Annotated in this window: 19 protein-coding genes, 1 tRNA gene and 3 pseudogenes; 11 read left to right on the top strand and 12 right to left on the bottom strand. The window is 67.6% G+C overall.

From position 1 onward, the window contains the following. Positions 1-266: 266 nt before the first annotated feature. Together ABZT87_RS29190 and ABZT87_RS29185 are read right to left on the bottom strand one after the other, a co-directional pair. Positions 267-530, bottom strand: coding sequence for a cadmium resistance transporter (locus ABZT87_RS29190; RefSeq protein ID WP_355139482.1), 264 nt, complete (start codon positions 528-530; stop codon positions 267-269). A 43-nt stretch (positions 531-573) separates the two neighbouring features. Next, positions 574-867 (bottom strand): cadmium resistance transporter, encoded by a 294-nt coding sequence (locus tag ABZT87_RS29185; protein ID WP_355139480.1) that lies wholly within the window; start codon positions 865-867, stop codon positions 574-576. A gap of 524 nt (positions 868-1,391) precedes the next feature. On the opposite strand from ABZT87_RS29185, the gene ABZT87_RS29180 reads away from it, so the two are divergent. Continuing rightward, positions 1,392-1,973, top strand: a complete 582-nt coding sequence (locus ABZT87_RS29180; RefSeq protein WP_355139478.1) for a DUF5984 family protein — start codon at positions 1,392-1,394, stop codon at positions 1,971-1,973. A gap of 234 nt (positions 1,974-2,207) precedes the next feature. Further along, positions 2,208-3,353: a low temperature requirement protein A gene (locus tag ABZT87_RS29175; RefSeq protein ID WP_355139476.1), complete on the top strand. Its 1,146-nt coding sequence runs from the start codon at positions 2,208-2,210 to the stop codon at positions 3,351-3,353. A gap of 87 nt (positions 3,354-3,440) precedes the next feature. Here the strand turns inward: ABZT87_RS29175 and ABZT87_RS29170 are convergent, their stop codons facing one another. From ABZT87_RS29170 to ABZT87_RS29160, 3 genes and pseudogenes are all read right to left on the bottom strand, one after another. Next, the gene (locus ABZT87_RS29170; protein ID WP_355139474.1) at positions 3,441-3,605 is read right to left on the bottom strand and encodes a hypothetical protein; all 165 of its coding nucleotides are present in this window, start codon (positions 3,603-3,605) and stop codon (positions 3,441-3,443) included. Between the two features lie 3 nt (positions 3,606-3,608). Next, a pseudogene (locus tag ABZT87_RS29165) lies at positions 3,609-3,779 on the bottom strand (transcriptional regulator); the annotation flags it as partial. Then, positions 3,776-4,372, bottom strand: a complete 597-nt coding sequence (locus ABZT87_RS29160; protein ID WP_355139472.1) for a helix-turn-helix transcriptional regulator — start codon at positions 4,370-4,372, stop codon at positions 3,776-3,778. The gene ABZT87_RS29160 and the pseudogene ABZT87_RS29165, both read right to left, overlap by 4 nt. A 423-nt stretch (positions 4,373-4,795) precedes the next feature. Here ABZT87_RS29160 and ABZT87_RS29155 point away from each other — a divergent pair, with 423 nt between their 5' ends. The 4 genes and pseudogenes from ABZT87_RS29155 to ABZT87_RS29140 form a co-directional block, all read left to right on the top strand. Continuing rightward, positions 4,796-5,122, top strand: coding sequence for a carboxymuconolactone decarboxylase family protein (locus tag ABZT87_RS29155; RefSeq protein ID WP_355139470.1), 327 nt, complete (start codon positions 4,796-4,798; stop codon positions 5,120-5,122). Between the two features lie 100 nt (positions 5,123-5,222). Then, the gene (locus ABZT87_RS29150) at positions 5,223-6,251 is read left to right on the top strand and encodes a zinc-dependent alcohol dehydrogenase family protein (RefSeq protein WP_355139468.1); all 1,029 of its coding nucleotides are present in this window, start codon (positions 5,223-5,225) and stop codon (positions 6,249-6,251) included. Positions 6,252-6,277: 26 nt separating this feature from the next. Next, positions 6,278-6,685, top strand: a complete 408-nt coding sequence (locus ABZT87_RS29145) for a cupin domain-containing protein (protein ID WP_355139466.1) — start codon at positions 6,278-6,280, stop codon at positions 6,683-6,685. A gap of 70 nt (positions 6,686-6,755) precedes the next feature. Continuing rightward, positions 6,756-7,226, top strand: a pseudogene (locus ABZT87_RS29140) (IS6 family transposase); the annotation flags it as partial. A 177-nt stretch (positions 7,227-7,403) separates the two neighbouring features. Here ABZT87_RS29140 and ABZT87_RS29135 read toward each other — a convergent pair. From ABZT87_RS29135 to ABZT87_RS29120, 4 genes and pseudogenes are all read right to left on the bottom strand, one after another. Next, positions 7,404-7,775 (bottom strand): annotated as a pseudogene (locus ABZT87_RS29135) (DUF2255 family protein). Between the two features lie 304 nt (positions 7,776-8,079). Then, positions 8,080-9,060 carry an aldo/keto reductase gene (locus ABZT87_RS29130; RefSeq protein ID WP_355139464.1) on the bottom strand — a complete coding sequence of 327 codons (981 nt, stop codon included), beginning with the start codon at positions 9,058-9,060 and terminating at the stop codon, positions 8,080-8,082. Between the two features lie 17 nt (positions 9,061-9,077). After that, on the bottom strand, positions 9,078-9,839 hold the full coding sequence (locus tag ABZT87_RS29125) for an SDR family NAD(P)-dependent oxidoreductase (protein WP_355139462.1): 762 nt from the start codon (positions 9,837-9,839) through the stop codon (positions 9,078-9,080). Positions 9,840-10,385: 546 nt separating this feature from the next. Further along, a complete protein-coding gene (locus ABZT87_RS29120) occupies positions 10,386-11,261 on the bottom strand; it encodes a helix-turn-helix transcriptional regulator (protein ID WP_355139460.1) in 876 nt (291 codons plus the stop codon). A gap of 427 nt (positions 11,262-11,688) precedes the next feature. Between ABZT87_RS29120 and ABZT87_RS29115 the strand changes: the two genes are divergently transcribed. Continuing rightward, positions 11,689-13,161, top strand: a complete 1,473-nt coding sequence (locus tag ABZT87_RS29115) for an NF041680 family putative transposase (RefSeq protein ID WP_355139458.1) — start codon at positions 11,689-11,691, stop codon at positions 13,159-13,161. A gap of 187 nt (positions 13,162-13,348) precedes the next feature. On the opposite strand, the gene ABZT87_RS29110 is transcribed toward ABZT87_RS29115, so the two are convergent. Then, positions 13,349-13,552: a cold-shock protein gene (locus tag ABZT87_RS29110; protein WP_043326981.1), complete on the bottom strand. Its 204-nt coding sequence runs from the start codon at positions 13,550-13,552 to the stop codon at positions 13,349-13,351. 367 nt (positions 13,553-13,919) lie between these two features. Between ABZT87_RS29110 and ABZT87_RS29105 the strand changes: the two genes are divergently transcribed. Beyond that, positions 13,920-14,195: a hypothetical protein gene (locus ABZT87_RS29105; protein WP_355139456.1), complete on the top strand. Its 276-nt coding sequence runs from the start codon at positions 13,920-13,922 to the stop codon at positions 14,193-14,195. A 35-nt stretch (positions 14,196-14,230) separates the two neighbouring features. On the opposite strand, the gene ABZT87_RS29100 is transcribed toward ABZT87_RS29105, so the two are convergent. Next, positions 14,231-14,692: a MarR family winged helix-turn-helix transcriptional regulator gene (locus tag ABZT87_RS29100; protein ID WP_355139454.1), complete on the bottom strand. Its 462-nt coding sequence runs from the start codon at positions 14,690-14,692 to the stop codon at positions 14,231-14,233. 85 nt (positions 14,693-14,777) lie between these two features. Between ABZT87_RS29100 and ABZT87_RS29095 the strand changes: the two genes are divergently transcribed. Both ABZT87_RS29095 and ABZT87_RS29090 read left to right on the top strand, forming a co-directional pair. Further along, a complete protein-coding gene (locus ABZT87_RS29095) occupies positions 14,778-15,620 on the top strand; it encodes an NAD(P)H-binding protein (RefSeq protein ID WP_355139452.1) in 843 nt (280 codons plus the stop codon). Positions 15,621-16,240: 620 nt separating this feature from the next. After that, positions 16,241-17,596, top strand: coding sequence for a recombinase family protein (locus tag ABZT87_RS29090; RefSeq protein WP_355139507.1), 1,356 nt, complete (start codon positions 16,241-16,243; stop codon positions 17,594-17,596). Between the two features lie 163 nt (positions 17,597-17,759). On the opposite strand, the gene ABZT87_RS29085 is transcribed toward ABZT87_RS29090, so the two are convergent. Further along, positions 17,760-17,843: transfer RNA gene (locus ABZT87_RS29085), tRNA-Leu, on the bottom strand. A 249-nt stretch (positions 17,844-18,092) separates the two neighbouring features. Here ABZT87_RS29085 and ABZT87_RS29080 point away from each other — a divergent pair. Then, the coding region (locus tag ABZT87_RS29080) for a tetratricopeptide repeat protein (RefSeq protein ID WP_355139505.1) at positions 18,093-18,739 on the top strand (647 nt) is incomplete at its 3' end.

The following is an 18,739-nucleotide window of genomic DNA, read 5'->3' as shown; positions in this document are numbered from 1 at the left end:
TTGAACGCCTTCGCCATCACCTTCAGCGACCGCTTCCCACCTGCTGAAACCTACTAACCAAGATCGCCGAAAACACCCTTAGCGAGACAGCCCCGGGCGCCCGGCCAGTTCATAAACGAGGTTTCAGTGTTCGTGGGTTCTGGGTCCAGGGCCGGCTTGGGTGCGGGGCTCAGCGCGGGAGCGTTCTGGTGTCGGGTTGAGCGGTTCTTCCATTGCGACGCGGCGACACTCGGATGGGTATCGCCGCGCCGTCGGGATGCACGGTGTCACAGGCCGAAGGCGCCGCCTTCGATGAGGATGAGCAGTCCGATGCCGATCAGGACGACGGGCAGCAGGATGTGACCCCAGCGGCTGAGTGCCTTGGCGATGATCGGGCGGGTGGCGAAGAATCGGCCGGCGGCGACCCAGACGGCGACCAGGAGCAGGAAGACGATCACGTAGACGCTCATGCCGCCGACGCCGGCAGTCGCGAAGACCGGGACGTAGACGCCGATGTTGTCGCCGCCGTTGGCGAGCGTCACCGCCGCCACGGCGGCGATGCCTGGCGCGTCTTCGCCGGTGCTCGTCTCGTCGTCAGCGTTGTCGGTGCGGGGGTCGCCATGTTTGGACCGCGGTCTTGATGCCCAGGGCGAGCGGGAGCAGTCCGAGGTAGGGCACGGCTTCGTCGGGGAGGAACGTCGCGCCGAAGGCGGCCGCGACAGCGACGGCGAGGATGCCGGCGAACCCGAGGTACTGCCCGGCGACGATGTTGCGGGTGGTGTCCCGGCGCCCGGCACCTCGGGCGAAGAACAGGGCCAGGATAAGGATGTCGTCGATGTTAGTGAGAGCGAACAGGGCCACCGCCTGACCGATGATGCCCAGGTTCATGACCGCGCCGCCGTCGCAGCAGCACGCGGGTGACGGGTGGGCCTCGCGGCGGTGACGCCATGGACGGGTGGGTGCACTGGGGACGCCTGCATGATCAACCTCGTGGGTTCCACTGGTGAGGACGCTGAAAGGGTGACGCCAGGGGGCCGTCGCGCTCCGGGTTGTAATGATCGGCGGCACCGGACTGGGTGTGCTCGGCTCCGACAGGCCCGGTCACCCGGCGATGAGCAGCCGAACCGGTCCTAGAAACCGCCGCCGGCGCGGCCGGTTGAGCTGCTGAGCGGCTCGACCACTGGCGTGTCACCGCACCTCCTACCAGCGCCTGTTCGCCGTTGCGGCAAGGTCACAGCCTCTCACGCAGTGATCAAGGCAGCGGCAGGCGGCCGCGCACCGACGCAGACGCTGATCCCCGAGCTGGCACCCCACCGCGAGCTTGACGGCAGTCACCCAGTTCCACACGTCAGCGTCATGGCCATCACCGCGTACCGCCGGGCGTTCGTGGCAGATGGTGGTGAAGAGCGGGTATGCCTGTAAGTGCTTCGTCGAAGGCTTGGCTACCACCGAGTCGCCACCGGCTCCTCCGCTACACGCCCGCTGCATGTGGGCGCGGATCCTCGTCAACGGGCTCGGCCGGGTCAAGTACGAGGAACCGCCGGCGATCAGACCGGCAACCCGAAACCAACGTGCATCGCCCTCAAGAAAAAGGTGGTCACGGCCGCGTTATGGCACTTGGGCGCATCACCTGGACTTCAGCTACTTTGCGGAATGCTCCGCATCCGCGGTTCTGGCGCACCCTCCATGGTGATCGCGACGAGGTGAAGGTGGATTGGTACCACGTCGATGACGGCGAGATCGGGTTCACCGCCGGCACACCCGTCCGCTTCACCATCACGACCTTCGAGTACCCCGAGGCCGTTCACACGCTCGGCCGAGAGCGGCCGGATGATCGGGTTGGCTACGCCTTGTTACCTGAGCAGACGTCGTCACCAGTGGTCGCCGCTGACCGCTCACGATCGTCCTCCGTCGGCCTGGTGGCGGCCTGGACCTGGTCCTCGTCCACCTGCCCGGAGCCGACACCCTTGCCGGCTCTCACCCCTCGCTTGTAAGGCGCCCCCGACACGGGCCACAGCGTCCCTTGACGGTCATCCTGTCCGGGCCTGGCGCCAGATTCGTGTGAACTTGTCCGGCCTCAACCGCCACCGTTGATGTCAGAGGCTGATGTCAGCCACTCCTGCGCCGCCCCCGACAACCCTCCCCTTGCCTGACGGGGATATGTATCGCGGCGGAGGCTTCTTCGTACGGCGCCTGCACCCGCCTCCGCGGCAGTACCCTCCGATTTCATGAGCCGGACCGACCGCCGCCCCGAATCCGCGGGCCGGGTCACCACAGTCGAGGTCTTCTTCGACGTCGTATTCGTCTTCACCGTCACCCAGCTCACCGGCGTGCTGGAAGGCGACACGAGCTGGGCCGGGATCGGCCGCATCGCCATCATCCTCGGTGTTCTCTGGTACCCATACACCGGATACGCGTGGCTGACCAACCAGGTGCCTCCGAGGCACCCCGCTCAGAAGATCACGCTGTTTGCCGGCATGGCCGGCTTCCTGCTCACCAGCGTGGCCATCCCTGCCGCATTCACCGACACCGCAGTGCTCTTCGCCTTAGGCTTTCTTGTCGTCGTCGGCATCCACTTGATCATGTTCAGCCGTTCCGCAGCCCGTGCCGCTGCGATCCGTCTCGCGCCCTACAACCTGGCCGCGGCGCTGCTCATCGGCCTCGCCGCGTTGGTCACCGGCCCTGCCACCTATGTCCTGTGGTTAGCAGCGGCTCTCGTTCAAGCCGCGCTGCCTTACCTCGCTCCAGGGTTCTCCTGGATCGGGGTCGCCGGCAGCTACGAGGTCGCCGCTGAACACCTTGTGGAACGCCACGGCCTGCTCGTCATCGTCGCGCTCGGTGAATCTGTCGTCGCCATCGGCGCCGGCGTGGACATACGTCACATCACTGCCGCCACCGGCACCGCCGTCGTGATGGGACTCGCCCTGCCTGCCGCTCTGTGGTGGACCTACTTCATGGACACGGGCGCCGCTGCTTCTACCCTCGTCGCCGCTGACCCCCGCACCCGTACCCGGCTTTCCGCACGGACCTACGTCCTCCCGCACTACCTGTTGCTCCTCGGCATCATCGCCACCGCCACCGGCATCCATGCTGCTGTCGCCCATCCCGAGCACCCCTCCGACACCGCCGCCGCTCTCGCCCTTGCCGGCGGCGTTGCCCTTTTTCTGGCTGGTACAAGCGGCGCCGCGCTCGGCCTGCGCCTCGGTCTACTTCCGAGCCGGGTGGTCGGCGCCCTCGCCGTCCTCGCCACGATTGCTCTCGGCATCTCGACGGCCGCCTGCGTCCAACTTGCTGCGATCATCGTCGTACTCATCGGCATGTTGCTGATCGGTCCGCGCCACCCGAGCGGGCGCGGCAGCGTGAGGCGTCAATAGCCGTATGTGTAGCCGCATCTGACCCGGCGGTGTCGCAGGCGAAACGGTCATTCCCGCGCTTGGCCGGCCGGTTTACCGCGCCGGGCGCTAGATCGACGTGGCCGACGACGGGGTGGTGGAAGCGTAGCTTTGTCTCATGTGTTGTCGGCCGTCGTGGCGGAGTCGGTGGGCTCGACGGTTGCCCGCCCAGCTGGCCAGCAGGCGCAGGGCGTCCTGGGCCGCCGTACCGGGCTCGGCGCTGTAGGCGGTCATGGTCAGTCCGTGGTCCGCAGGCAACGGCATGGCCTCGAAGCCGAGGCTGAGCTCGCCGACCAAGGGGTGGCGGAATTGCTTGAACCCGGTGTGGTGTAGGCGGACGTTGTGGGCCGCCCAGCGGGTGCGGAAGTGGTCGCTACCGGTGGCGAGTTCTCCGACAAGGTCGGTCAGACCGCGGTCGTAGGGATCGCGGCCAGCTTCGGTGTGTGCAGCAACGCCACGGTGGTGTTCGCCGCGTCGTCCCAGTCGGGGTAGAACTCGCCGGCGCGCGAGTCGAGGAAACAGAACCGGGCCAGGTTGACTGGCCGGGCCGGGGTATCGAACACCGGTTCATACAGCGCCTGGGCGAGCCGGTTCGCGGCGAGGATGTCGAGGCGGCCGTTTCGCACGAATGCTGGGGCGTCGCTCATCGCGTCGAGCAGGCTCTGCACGCTGGGCCGGACCTGCTGGGTGGCCGCCCGGCGCCGCACGCGGATGGGCCTGTTCGCGGCCCGGGCGAGGTCGAACAGGTGTGAGCGCTCGGCCTCGTCGAGCTGCAGCGCCCGGGCGACGGCTTCGACCATGCTGTCGGACACGCCGGAGAGATTCCCACGTTCGAGGCGGGTGTAGTAGTCCGGACTAACTCCGGCGAGCAGGGCTACCTCGGCGCGCCGGAGTCCCGGGACTCGTCGGCTGCCGCCGAACAGCGGCAGGCCGGCCTGCTGTGGCGTCATCCTGGCTCGTCGGGAGGCCAGGAACTCGCGGATTTCCTCCCTGTTGTCCACGGCGCCAACGTTACGTCCGGGCATTCCTACCACGGGGGTTTGTCATTACCTGCCACAGCAGGCCCTCCCATCGACGTGGCAGCGGGGGTTTCATTGCCGGTGCCGGTGGAATGCGCCGGTCTATCCGGGAGAAACGTGCACGTGGTGACGGCCGTAGGCACCCGGCGGCGTGCTGACCAGGATCGGAGAGCGAATGATCGCATAGCCGCCGGAAGGTGGGATGCGTGAAATCCGCCTACCCATCCGGGTAACTTCGTGCAGAAGCAAACTTTACGTCCGGTTCGACGCCCAAGTCGCATCCCCGATCCTGACCGTCACCATCACCTCCGTCGAGTAGCCCCTCGCATCCTCAGGCGTATCGGAACGAGAACCTCCGCGCTACCGCCGCGCGGGCAACCAGTCAAACCACGATGGGAACAAGACATGGCAGACGACAAGGAGCCCTCGGGCGCCGAGAAGATGTTCGGTGACTTCGCACCCGCCCTGGTGGCGTACACCGACGACGTGCTGTTCGGGCAGGTCTGGAAGCGCCCGGAGCTGTCGCCGAAGGAGCGTAGCCTCGTCACGGTCGCGGCCCTGACGACCAGCGGGAACACTGATCAGCTCGTCTATCACCTCGGCTTGGCGAAGGAGAACGGCGCGACCGAGCAGGAACTCGTCGAGGCGATCACCCACCTCGCCTACTACGCCGGATGGCCGAAGGCGATGTCGGCTATGGCTGTCGCCAAGCGCGCCTTTCGCGGCAACTGACCGAACTCAGCACCGCGCAATGTCCTGCGGCTGCGGGATCCACATCCCGGCCTGAGCCCGATCATCCGGGCCGGGACCAAGAGAAACCTGAAGGGGATGAATGACCATGCGAGGAGTTGTCCTCCACGCCCCCGGGGATATCCGCGTCGAACAGCGCGATGACCCAAAGATTACGGCGCCGACCGACGCGATCATCCGCCTGTCTGCCAGCTGTGTGTGCGGCTCGGACCTGTGGCCCTACCGAGGAATCGAAGCCATCAACGGGGCGGCCCCCATGGGCCACGAGTACGTCGGCGTTGTCGAGGAGATCGGCCCGGAGGTGAAGAACGTCAAGCCGGGACAGTTCGTAATCGGCTCGTTCTTCGCCTCGGACAACACCTGCGAGATCTGCCAGGCCGGCTACCAGAGCTCCTGTGTGCACCGCGAGTACGTCGGCGCAGGTGGGGCGCAGGCCGAACTGCTCCGCGTCCCGCTCGCCGACGGCACCCTGGTCGCCACCCCGGACATCCCCTCAGATGACCTGGTCCCGAGCCTGCTCGCCGCCTCCGACGTCCTCGGAACCGGCTGGTTCGGCGCCGTCGCTGCCGACGTGCAGCCGGGCAAGACGGTCGCGGTCGTCGGCGACGGCGCGGTCGGCCTGCTCGCTGTCCTGGCCGCCAAGCAGCTCGGCGCCGAACGCATCATCGCAATGAGCCGCCACGAGCCACGGCAGAAGCTCGCTGCGGAGTTCGGTGCCAGCCACATCGTCACCGAACGCGGCGACGAAGGCGTCGCCCGCATCAAGGAACTCACCGGCGGACTCGGCGCCGACTCGGTGATCGAGGCCGTCGGCACCCAGGAAGCGGTGATGCAGTCCATCCGCTCCACCCGGCCGGGCGGTTACGTGGGCTACGTCGGCGTGACCCACGGCGTCGAGATCCACGGCGAGGAGCTGTTCTACTCCCACGTCCACCTGCACGGCGGCCCCGCCCCGGTGCGCCGCTTCCTGCCCCAGCTCATCGACCTGATCTGCAACCGGCAGATCGACCCCGGCAAGGTCTTCGACCTGACCCTGCCCCTCGACCAGGCCGCCGAGGGGTATCGCGCGATGGACGAACGCCGCGCGATCAAGACGCTGCTGCGGCCCTGATCGCGAACCATCCAGAGGAGCACGCCATGGAACTCAAGCCTGTCAGTCCCACCGTCAAGACACCCGTGCAGATGTTCACGGGCGACGTCTATTTGACCCCCATTTACAACGGGACCGAGCCGTCACGGATGACCGTCGCCCTCGTCCGCTTCACCCCCGGCGCCCGCACCAACTGGCACTCCCACGCTGTCGGACAGACCCTGCACGTCACCGAGGGCACGGGGCTGGTCAGTACCCGCGACGGAACCGTCCTGCGCATCCGCGGCGGCGACACCGTCATTTGCCCACCCGGCGAGGAACACTGGCACGGCGCCACAGCCGACACCTTCATGAGCCACCTCGCCATGCTCGAGAACCTCCCCGACGGCGGCGACCCCACCACCTGGCTCGAGCCCGTCCCCGACGAGGAGTACCGAACCGCGAACCAGCAATGACTCGATCGCAGGCGACTGGGCTCTGTTGCGTTGGTCGTGGGCAAGATCGAGGCAGGCTTGACCTGTGAAGGTGTCGACCCGTCCTCGCCTCTGGCTACCGCCGAAGTTCGCATTCGCCGGGTATCGTTTCCCGCCCGAGGTGATCGTCGTCGCGGTCCGGTGGTACCTGCGGTTCAACCTCTCCTACCGAGACGTCGAGGAACTGCTGGTCGAACGCGGCGTCGAGGTCGACCACGTCACCGTCTACCGGTGGGTGCAGCGGTTCACGCCGCTGCTGGCCGACGCCGCCCGATTCCGCCGCCACGCCCCAGGTGACAGGTGGTCCGTGGATGAGACGTATGTCAAGGTCAACGGGGTCTGGCGCTCCGTCTATCGCGCGATAGACCAGTACGGGCAGGTCATCGACGTGCTGGTCTCGACCCGCCGGGACGCCGACGCTGCCCGGCGGTTCTTCCGGCGAGCCATCGCCACGGTTAAGGTCAAGCCGACGGAGGCGGTCACCGACGCCGCCGCGGTCTACCCCGCGTCGAGGAGCAGGCCCGAGGGGCTCAGTTCGATGGCGACGCCGAGGAACCACGCGAATCCGAGCACGAGCAGCGGCAGCCACGGGAACGCGGCGGAAGTGGCCGGCACCTGGGTGGTTTCTGGCAATGCTGTCTTCGACGTCACGAATGTCCGTTCAGGCCTCAAGTTCGTGTGATGCGGCTTGCGGGGCGGGTCAGCGTGGTGAGGTCCGCACCGACGCTGATTCGGGGCCTTCGCCCTTCATGGTCGCCACGGCGGGGCTGCCGGGATACTTCGTCTCGTAGGCGGCGTCGATCGCCGCCTCGTTGTCGTCACCGGCGGCTTGGAACGTGACGTCGTAGTCGTGGCCGGCGACGCGTACCCGGCCGTTCTTGTGGGTGATCGCGGCCTGGTACCAGCGTGACTACAGTCCGTTGGCGGCGCGGACGTAGACGGTGTCGTCGACGACGAGGGCCCAGGTCTGGGTGGGGGTGCCGTAGGTGACGCCGTCTTCACGCAACGGCGAGACGAACAGGTCCTTGTTGACGGAGATTGCCGCGAGCTGGTCGGCTGTCCATGCCTTCATGGGGTGCTTCCTTGCTGGGTGGGTGCGGGTCGGGGCGGGTAGGCGGCGTCCCCGCCGAAAGGGGTTCAGAAGTTGCTCGGTTCGCGCAGGGTGTAGTGCTTTTCGGGCGCGGTGACCTCGTCGGTGAGGGTGATGTCGAGTGCGGCGACGGCGTCGGGCAGGCGGTGGGGCTTGGTGGCGCCCGCTTCTGTCGGGAGCCGTCGCCGAAAACCGATCGTGCCCGGCGCAGTGCGGCTGATCTTCAGACCGATGTGCCGCGCCGGGTGTCTTGCGGGAGATATGTCTTCTCGGGGGTTTTTGTTGCTCAGCGGTCGATGGAGGCCATGTTGGCCTCGTCGTGGCGGTCGCCGGCGGCGGGTTCGAGCGAGTCGAGGCGTTTGAGCTGGTCGGCGGTGAGTTCGACGGTGTCGGCGGCGGTGTTCTCCTCGACGCGGGAGACCCGGCGGGTGCCGGGGATCGGGGCGATGTCGTCGCCGCGGGTCAGGATCCAGGCCAGGGCGGTCTGCGCGGGGGTGGCGCCGATTTCGGCGCCGATGGCCTTGACCTCGTCGACGAGGGCGAGGTTGCGGCGGAAGTTCTCCCCGGTGAACCGCGGGTTGCTCTTGCGCCAGTCGTCGTCGGCGAAGTCGTCGACCGAACGGATCTGCCCGGTCAGCAGGCCGTGCCCGAGCGGGGAGTACGGCACGAAACCGATGCCCAGTTCGCGCAGCAGCGGCAGGATCTCGGCCTCGACGTCCCGGGTCCACAGCGAGTACTCCGTCTGCAAAGCTGTCACCGGCTGCACGGCGTGGGCGCGGCGGATGGTCTCCGGTGACGCCTCAGACAGGCCGAAGTGCAGCACCTTGCCCTGCTTGATCAGCTCGGCGACCGCACCGGCGGTCTCCTCGATCGGGGTGTTCGGGTCGACGCGGTGCTGGTAATACAGGTCGATGTGGCCGGTGCCAAGCCGCTTCAGCGATCCCTCGACAGCGGCCCTCACGTTCGTGGCGCTGCTGTCGGTCACGCCGGGCCCGCCACCGGCGTGGGAGACCAGGCCGAACTTGGTGGCGATCTTCACCTGCTCGCGGCGGCCCTTGATGGCCTGGCCGACGATCTGTTCGCTGAGGAACGGGCCGTAGATTTCCGCGGTGTCGATGTGGGTGACCCCGAGCTCGAGCGCGCGGTGGATCGTGCGGATCGACTCGGCGTTGTCCAGGCTGCCTTCGCTGGTGTAGACGCCGGCCATGGTCATCGCGCCGAGGCCGATGCGGGACACGGTGAGGCTGCCGAGGTGTGCGTTCTTCATGTTTCTGACTCCTTGATTCAGGCCTGGCTGGTGGGCATGGCCCACAGCTCGGCGATCGATGAACGGCGCGGGCGGGTCACCATGAACGCGATGTTGTCGGCGATGTCCCCGGGCTGCAGCGGCTCGGCGATGTCGTCGGACGCGGCGAGGTCGTTCTTGACCTGCTCGTTGTTGTGCGAGACGAGTTCGGTGTCGACCGCTCCCGGCTCCAGCACCCCGACCCGGACGTGTTTCTTGGTGATTTCCTGGCGCAGGGCTTCGGTGAAGCCGTTCACGCCGAACTTGGTCATGTTGTAGACGCCGAAGTTCGCCCAGGCCACCCGGCCGGCGATGGAGGAGATGTTGACGATGTCAGCAACCTGGCGCAGCTCGTCCTGCGCGGCTTCGAGCAGGTGGGGCAGGGCCGCGTTGGTGACGTAGAGCAGGCCTTTCTGGTTGACGGCGATCATCCGCTCCCACTGTTCGACGTCCGCGCCGACGACCGGGCCGAGCAGCATGAGACCGGCGTTGTTGACCAGGATGTCGAGCCGCCCGAACCGGTCGACCACCGTCTGCACAGCCTGATCGGCCTGCGTCCGGTCGGTGATGTCAGCGGTGACGGCCAGCGCGGTGCCACCGGCGGCTTCGATATCCTTGACCAGCAGGTCGAGGCGGTCCTTGCGGCGGGCGACGACGGCGACCGACGCGCCGTGTTCGGCGAGGCGGCGGGCGGTCGCCTCGCCGATGCCGCTGCTCGCGCCGGTGACGATCGCGACGGTTCCGGTCAGTGGCGCAGTCATGAGATGAGCCCTTCAGGCGTTGTCGGAGGTGTGCTGCTGCTCCAGACAACCGCCGTTCGCGGGCGGGGAGAAGTTACTGCTGGAAGGTGTACTGCCAGCCCACCACTCGTCCGGGGCAGTCCCGGGCCGTTGCGCCCGCGCCGACGACCGCGACCAGGTAGAGGAACCCCGAGTGGGGTTCAGCGGGTCATAGCGAGCAGCGGGGCGACAGTGTCGGCGGAGCGGTGCAATGCCGCGATGTGTGCTGTCTGGTCGCGGGTGGGGAAGTCGAGGACGAACTCGTCGACGCCCGCGGCCCGGTACTGGTGAAGGCGGTCGGGCTGCCGGTCAGGGTGGTCGCGTCCGGGTCGTTGTGACGCTGACCGGGATCGATCGTGGTCACGAAGCGCAGAGAGATGTCCAGGTGGCGATCCGGTGCCAGCCGGATCAGCTCTGCCCGAGCGCTACGGATGGCGGACGGGCTCACGGCGATGGCGCATCGTGTCGACGGTGCCCAGCACACCGTAGTTCGGCAGATTGATACCGATCCGCATGTCAACCATGTCGCTATCGGGTCTCGGGTGTTGCCGGGGCCTGGTCGCGGGTGGCGGCCCAGCTGGCCAGCATGCGCAGGGCGTCGTCGGCGGCGGAGCCGGCCGGGGCGCTGAGCAGGGTCATGGACAGGCCGGGGTCGGCGGTCAGCTGCATGGTCTCGAAGTTCAGGTCGATCTCGCCGACGACCGGGTGCCGGAATTGTTTGATCCCGGTGTTGTGCAGGCGCACGTCGTGGGCGGCCCACCGGGTCCGGAACTCCTCGCTGCGGGTGCACAACTCCCCGACCAGATCGGTCAACTCCTTGTCGTAGGGGTCCCGGCCGGCCTCGGTCCGCAGCATCGCCACTGTCGTGGTGGCGATCCGCTCCCAATCACGCCAGAAATCCCGCGCCCGCGGGTTCAGGAACGCGAACCGGGCGTGGTTCACCGGCCGGGTGGCGTCGTCGAACATCGGCGCGTACAACGCCTGCATCAGCGCATTCGCGGCGATGACGTCACCTCGGCCGTTGTTGACGAACGCCGGCACGTCGCTCATCAGCTCCAACACCCGGGCCACGCTCGGGCGAACTTGCTGCGCGGTCGGTTTCCGGCGGGTGCGGGAGCCGGGCCCGGCCGCACGGGCCAGGTCGGCCAGGTGCTGCTGCTCGGCCTCGTCGAGGTGCAGCGCGCGGGCCAGGGCATCCAGGACGCTGTCGGAGGCACCGGACAAGTTGCCTCTTTCGAGCTGTGCGTAGTACTCGACGCTGACCCCGGCCAGATCCGCTACCTCGCTCCGGCGCAACCCGGGAACCCGTCGGTTGCGGTTGAAGCTCGTCAGACCGGCCTGCTCAGGGGTGATCTTGGCACGGCGGGAGCTGAGGAACGCTTTTACCTCATCACGGTTGTCCACGCTTCCAGGCTAGGTCGCGGGCGACAGAGCCAGTCACGTGATGGCGATAGCCGACCCCTTCGGTCCCGCCGAAAAGGTCATCACAGAGGATGCGTTGGTCACGGCGTCGCGGGTGGGATCGGTGTCTCAGCTAACGGGACCAGCTACTGGTCCGGCACGGCGGGCCTGCGCGACCGGACATCGATATACAGCAGACCCGTCACTGTGAGGATCAGCGACCCATGACCCGGGGGTGAGGGTCGATGCCTGCGTCTGTATGGTCCGTGGGCCAGAGTCGCGCCTTGGGCGAGGCGAAAGTCGGCCTTGGCAGACTAGCTTGATATTTAACCTGCTGGCGGTGGTATCGACCCCGGCTGATCATGGGGACAGCCCTTGATCGATCATTCCTCTTGTCTAGGGAAGAAGATCGCAAACCAAGGGCTGTCTGGTGATCAGTGTGCACGATGGCGGAGCGTTCGACGCGGTCGGGCGGCTGGCCGCGTTCCGGCGTGAGTTCCACCGTTGTCTGACCGCTCGTGGGGATGCGTTGTTCGAGCTGGCAGACGCGCTGTTGTGCGGTGACGCGCCGGTGCGGTCTCTGGTGGAGTTGTCGCTGGTGGGTGAGCATCGCCGCGGTCACGGCTCGTTGTACGCGGCGTTGAACCGCGGCCGGATCGACACCGACCGGCTGCGGACCGCGGTGGCGGCGGTGCCGCTGCCGCGGGCCGCGGACGGGCGGATCGTCCTGGCGGTGGATGTGACGTGCTGGCTGCGGCCGGAGGCGCACACCTGCCCGGAGCGGGTGCTGTGCCACACCTACGGGCGCGGCAAGGACACCCACATCGGGGTTCCGGGCTGGCCGTACTCGTTCGTCACCGCCCTGGAGGCCGGGCGCACCTCGTGGACCGCGCCGTTGGACGCCCGCCGGCTGGCGCCCGGCGATGACGCTGCCACGGTCACCGCCGGCCAATTGCGGGAGGTGGTGCAGCGGCTGATCGCTGCCGGGCAGTGGCAGTCTGGTGATCCGGACGTGTGGATCGTCGCGGATGCCGGCTACGACGGGCCCCGGCTGGCGTTCCTGCTGGCCGATTTCCCCGTTCAGGTTCTGGTGCGGATGCGTTCCGACCGGGTGCTGCGCCGGCCCGCGCCACCCCGGCTGCCCGGCACCACCGGGCGCCCACGACGGCATGGCGGCGAGTTCATCTTCGGCGACCCGGGCAGTTGGGGCGACCCGGACGTCACCACGACCACCGACACCCGTCTCTACGGCACCGCGACCGCGCGGGCCTGGCACCGGCTGCACCCCAGGCTGACCCACCGCACCGCCTGGACCGCCCAACACGGCCCGCTGCCGATCATCGAAGGCACCGTGATCCTGTTGCAGGTCGACCGGCTGCCCAGCGGCGCCACCGCGAAACCGGTCTGGCTGTGGTGGTCCCAGCCGGCCGCCACTGACGCCGAGGTTGACCTGCTCTGGCAGGCGTTCCTGCGCCGGTTCGACATCGAGCACACCTTCCGCATGCTCAAGCAGACCCTCGGCTGGACCAGCCCGAAACTGCGCGACCCCCACGCCGCCGATCGCTGGACCTGGCTCGTGTTGGCCGCCTACACCCAACTGCGGCTGGCCCGCACCGCCGCCAGCGACCTCCGCCGGCCCTGGGAACGCCCCGCACCACCCGAACGGCTCTCACCCGCCCGCGTCCGCCGCGCGTTTCGGCACCTACGCGCCAAAGCCGGCAACCCCGCCTGCGCACCGAAACCCTCCCGGCCAGGACCCGGCCGACCACCCGGACTACGCAACCGCCACCCGGCAGCCCGCCACGACGTCCACATCGTCACCGCCGCCACCAGCACAAAACCGAAAGGCGACACGAAGAAAACGAAGACTTCGAATAAACCGAGGCCACGCCGCATAGGTTAAAGATCAAGTTAGCGCCCGAGGTCGAATCGATCCCGAGGAGAGAACCCGGGGCAATGCAGAGCTGGCTCCACACCGAGATGGCCGGCCTTGTGCCGATGAGACGATTTTTTGCGATGCCGTGGTAAGCGCATTAAACGCCAAACGGCGGCCCGCTAAACCAGTCGGGCCGCCGCTCACAGAATGTGGATCAGAGCGGGCGGATGTTCTCCGCCTGCGGGCCCTTCTGGCCCTGGGTGACGTCGAACTCCACCTTCTGGTTCTCGTCGAGGCTGCGGAAGCCGCTCGCCGAGATCGCGGAGAAGTGGGCGAAGACGTCGGCGCCGCCGTCGTCCGGGCTGATGAAGCCGAAGCCCTTGTCGGCGTTGAACCACTTCACGGTACCTGTAGTCATGTCTGCTCCTCGCAGGTTGTCAGAGACCGCACTGTGCGGACCCTTACGCCGCCGCGTTGATCACCCGCGTCGAAACGACACGAAAAACGAAAAGCGCCTAGATGGGTTTCAGATACCCCATCAGGCGCCGGATAACGTCTACGGAAATCAAAACTGCAACCTGGTTACCGTAGCACATGTTCCGTCGTCGAACCCATGGCAGTGCGTGGGCCTGGCCACTCGTCTGCTTGCCACGTTGGATGGACGGCACGTTGACGCGCGGATAGGGCCTGTCCGGTGTCAGGCGGGCCGGGGTGCTGTCCGACCAGTGGGATGTGAACGCCCTGAATCCCTCTAGCGGCAGCGCCGGCAGGAGGATAATCGATCCATGATCGACTACCGTTGCTCGGCCTGGGGCCAAGGCTATGCGACCTATCTCCCAGAACGTGCCGATGAGCGCTGCCACCTCTGCGCTGCCAAGGCCACCTGGGAGTCACTCCCGCCCGAGACGCAGCAGGCGATCGACTCGGCCATCACTCGTGGAGCGATACCTGCTCTCCTCGCGATGCGAGAAGCGGATCCGTCGATCCTGTTGCCCCAGGCCATGGACGTACTCCAGTTCCGCTCCAACGCCCGGCCGAGTGACGCACCGGTTGCCGAGTAACCGCCTACATTGGGTAGCGAGCGGTTCGCGGCAGATCAGTGCGTTCGATCATGACGAACGGGATGTTCGCCGGTTTCAGCCAACAATGCGGTTGCTGCTCGCTGGATTTTGGTGAGCGCGGACAGCAAGGTACGGCGCTCAGCTTCAGTCAAATCTTCGGTGATTCTTTGTTCGAGGCGGCGCCGTTCGGATTCTATCGGGTGCCGCAGGGCTTGGCCGGCGTCAGTCAGCCAGAGGCGGACCAGGCGGTTGTCTCGATCGTCGCGTCGGCGGGTGATCAGGCCGGCTTCGATCAGGCGCCCGGACATCTTCACCACCGCCGGGGTGGAGACGTTGGCCTTGGCGGCAATCTCACCGGGGGTGCGGCCATCCTCGTTCCACAACACCGCCAGTAAGTGGTCCTGGCCGAGGTGAAGGCCGTGGCGCCGAACGGCAGCCTCCGCGGCGGCGCGCACCGCCTTGTTGGTCAAGCCATGAAGGTCGAGGAACTCAGGCACCGGCTCTCCTCATTGACAGCAGTTCGTTAACCGGTTAGCGTTCGATCGTCCTGTTCATTAACCGGTTAACGAACCTGGAGTGTCGATGATACTCATTACTGGCGCCACCGGGAACATCGGTCGCGAGTTGATCGTGGCCCTGGAGAAGACAAGCGCCGAGGTGCGTCTTCTGGTCCGCGACCCAGCCCGGATAGCCACCGCCACGAGGCATATTGTCGCGGACCTCGACGATCCCACGACTCTGCCGGCCGCCTTCGGCGGTGTCGAGGCGCTCTTCCTGCTCACCCCGGGCATCGGTCTGGTACAGACCGAAAACGCCGTTGCGGCTGCCCAAGCCGCCAACGTGCGGCACATCGTTCATTTGTCCTCCTCCAACGTGCTCGGCGACCCCATGCCCGCGATGGGCCGGTGGCACCATGACCGTGAGGAGTTGGTTCGGGCCTCGGGCATCCCCGCCACGATCCTGCGACCCGGCGCCTTCATGACCAACGCGCTGGACTGGCTACCCACCATCCGAGCGGGCGGCTTCGTGCTCGACCCCATCGGCTGCGGCCGGTATGCCCCGATCGATCCCGCCGACATCGCCGACGTAGCCGCCGTCGCCCTCACCGAAGAGGGCCACGAAGGCAAGCAGTACGTCCTGACCGGCGATGAGGCGCTCACCGTGACAGAGCAAACCCGTATGCTCGCAGCAGCCATCGGCCGTCACCTTGACGTGCGGCCGGTGACTTCCCCCGAAGAGGCCGTGCGAGCCCGCTTCCCGCACGGCGCGCCCCCGGCGCTCGCCGCCGCCCTTATCGAGGGCTTCGCCCTCATGCGAGCCGACACTGCCGGTTTCCGCACCGACACGATTCACCGCATGCTGGGCCGCCCGCCCCGGTCATTCACCGAATGGTGCACCCGCAACGCCCACCGTTTCGTTTCGTGAGACTCGCAAACGACGCCCGACGCTAAGTGCGCCGACCTGATGGAGCAAGGTAGGGACGCACTCAACTCGGCAGATCCGAACGCCGCCGCCCTGCTAACGGTGACCTAACGTAGTCGAAGGATGTTCTCGGTCCCCCCTCGCGGACGGTTGGACGTCAATAGCTGCTGGTACTCCGTGACGCACGCGACTCTGTGGTTCAAGGTGTACGCCGACAACTACGTGCTGTTCGATCTGCGTCTGCGGGTAGCCGCCGACCTACGATCCCTGTCGGGCGCACGATGCACCGCCTCGGTGTCGACACGTCCCGGCCTGCCTGCGGGGAGCAGCGAACGCCTGGCTCACCCGCACAGCGGGGCATCCACAGTGGCACTTACGGAGGCAAGGCTGACGCCCTTCACAGCGGCGCCAGCCGGCAGTGCCGCGTTGCTGAACCAGCATGCTACGTGCCGACGGCTAGCTTTGTTGCCGCGCTGCGCCGCTCGGTGCTGTCGGCAAGCCGCGTCGGCTAGGGACTCTCGATATCACCCGAAAGGGTGATCGGTCGTCATGAGTCATCCGTTGCCTCTTACGCTGGACGTGGGAACCAGGACGGGCTAGACGCACCGCTCGTGGAGGTCCTTATGGCGACGAGGGCGGTGGCAGAACCGGGACGGAGCGCTCTTTCGTCCTGGGCCGCCGGGCAGCGGAAGCTACGGCCACAACGGTTCGCCCCGGCTGTGGATGGGCTGCGGTTCGCGTTCTATGGACGGATGTCCACCGTCGACTTTCAGGATCGGGCGTCGTCGTGCCGGTGGCAACGCGATTACGCCGGCGACCTGGTCGCCGGTCATGGCCGGATCGTGGTGGAGTTCTTCGACGAGGGCGTCTCCCGCCGAGTGCCCTGGCCGGACCGGCCGCAGGCGGCACGGCTGCTCGCCGCTGTGACGGACGCGGCACGCGGGTTCGACGCGATCGTCGTCGGGGAGTACGAACGCGCCTTCCACGGCCAGCAGCTTGAACAGTTGACTCCCACCTTGCTCAGGCACGGCGTGCAGTTGTGGCTACCGGAAACCTACGGGCCGGTGGCCTTCGACAACCCCCGACAGCTGGCGCTGCTGGACCTGCTCGGCGTGCACTCCCAGCGGGAGGTGTCCCGAGCCCGGCATCGCACCACTGCGGCCATGCGCGCTCAGGCAGAGTTGCAGGGCCGACACCTCGGCGGCCGGCCACCCTACGGCTACCGGCTCGCCGACGCCGGCCCGCATCCGAACCGCGCCCACGCCGCCGGGGGACGACGCCTGCACCGCTTGGAACCCGACCCTGCCACCGCACCCCACGTCCGGTGGATCTTCGAGCAGCGGCTCGCCGGCCGGAGCGTGGCCAGCATCGCCCGCGCCCTCAACGACAACGGCGTCTTGTGCCCGTCCGGCGCCGACCCAGCGCGTAACCCCCACCGCAGCGGCCACCAATGGATGCTCACCACTGTCGCGGCCATCCTGGCCAACCCCCGCTACACCGGGCGGCAGGTCTGGAACCGTCAACGCACCGACCGTGATGCCCTCCCTGACAAGGGAACCTTCGATCGACACCACGAGATCCAACGGTGGAGCGCCTCCACTGACTGGGTCATCTCCCGCGAGATCGCGCATACTCCGCTCGTCAGCGAAGAACACTTCGTCGCCGTCCAGGCAATCCACAGCGCACCGACCCCAGCCGACGGCATCCCCCGCTGCTATGTGTTGGCCGGAGTGATCTGCTGCGGCGTCTGCGGCCGAATCATGGACTCCCACTGGGTCCACGACCGTGCCGGCTACCGCTGCCGACACGGCAACACCAGCACCCGACCCACCTCATCGAGACGACAGAAGAGCCTCTACGTCCGAGAGGACCATCTCTGGACAGGATTCGACACCACAGCTGCCTGCGTCGGCACCACCCGGCGATGCGCGACCAGGATCCAGACAGCGTCGCCGGCTACCTGCGGCTCAACAACATGATCATCGTGTGTGACCACGACGCCTGGACCATCGAAACCGACAGGGCGGTCTTCCCGCTCACCGCCCCGACGAGCGTCCTGTCCCGCGCAGCAAAAATCCCCGTCCAACGGGACGGGGATCGCTCGGAACGCGAAGAGAAATCACGCTTCGTGGGGAAATAATGTGTCCGAGGGGGGACTTGAACCCCCACGCCCTATACGGGCACTAGCACCTCAAGCTAGCGCGTCTGCCATTCCGCCACCCGGACCTGCTCGTTCAGCCTACCTCGCCGCCCAGATGATCTTTCCATCCGAGGTCGGCACGGCGAGCCGCACGGGGAGTCACTGTACACGGCACTCGTGGATCATGCACATCGCCCACTGGTCCCTGCCGGGTCGTCCTCCCGCCCCTGCTCACACCCGTCACGCGAGGTCACCGAAGCGGGATCGGGCGTGAGCCCGGGTAGCGTCGGCGGCCCGGTGACGGGCAGCATTGCCCTGTGTCCCATCCCTCTCCTCTGGCCGCCATCCAGCAACGGGCCCTCGCACTGCGTACCGAGGGCGACCTCGGCACTGCCCGGCAGCTGCTCGCGGACGCTGTCGGGTCCGCCCGTCCGCCGTACGGCGAGGACCATCCCGAGACGCTGCACACCGCGCACCTGCTGGCCCGCCTGCACCGTGAGGCAGACGACCCGCTTGCCGCCCGCCGGGTGCTGGAGGAGGCCTTCGCGGCGGGCGAGCGGCGCTGGGACCACTCCGAGCCGATGATGCTCGCGCTCGCCTTCGAACTGGCCGAGGTTGCCGAGGAGTTGGGCAACAGGCACGAGGCTCGCCGCAACTACACGCGCGTCGCCAGCGCCGGGCCCGCCGTGCTCGGTGAGCACCACCCGGCGGTACGCGCTGCCCGCGACTACCTCGGCGCGGCCAACCCTGGCCCGAACCGGCCGGACGTCGGGCCGCCGACGTCCGCCGCCGTTGCCACGACGACGGACTCTGGCGCCCGATCGGCGTTGACCGGCCCGACGTTGTCCCTGGCGACCCTGGCCGCGATGCGCCCGGCGGCAGGCGACCGTCCGGCTCCCCCCTCGCCCTGGGCCCCACCGCCTCCCCCGACCCCCGCCCATCCGGCACCGGCCACGTCCCCCATGTCGCCGACGCCAGCCAT

Origin of the sequence: Micromonospora sp. NPDC005237 (genome assembly GCF_040607775.1) — a bacterium.
Taxonomy (GTDB): domain Bacteria; phylum Actinomycetota; class Actinomycetes; order Mycobacteriales; family Micromonosporaceae; genus Micromonospora.
Note: the sequence above shows the minus strand (reverse complement) of the source record. Positions and strands in the feature narration are given on the sequence as shown.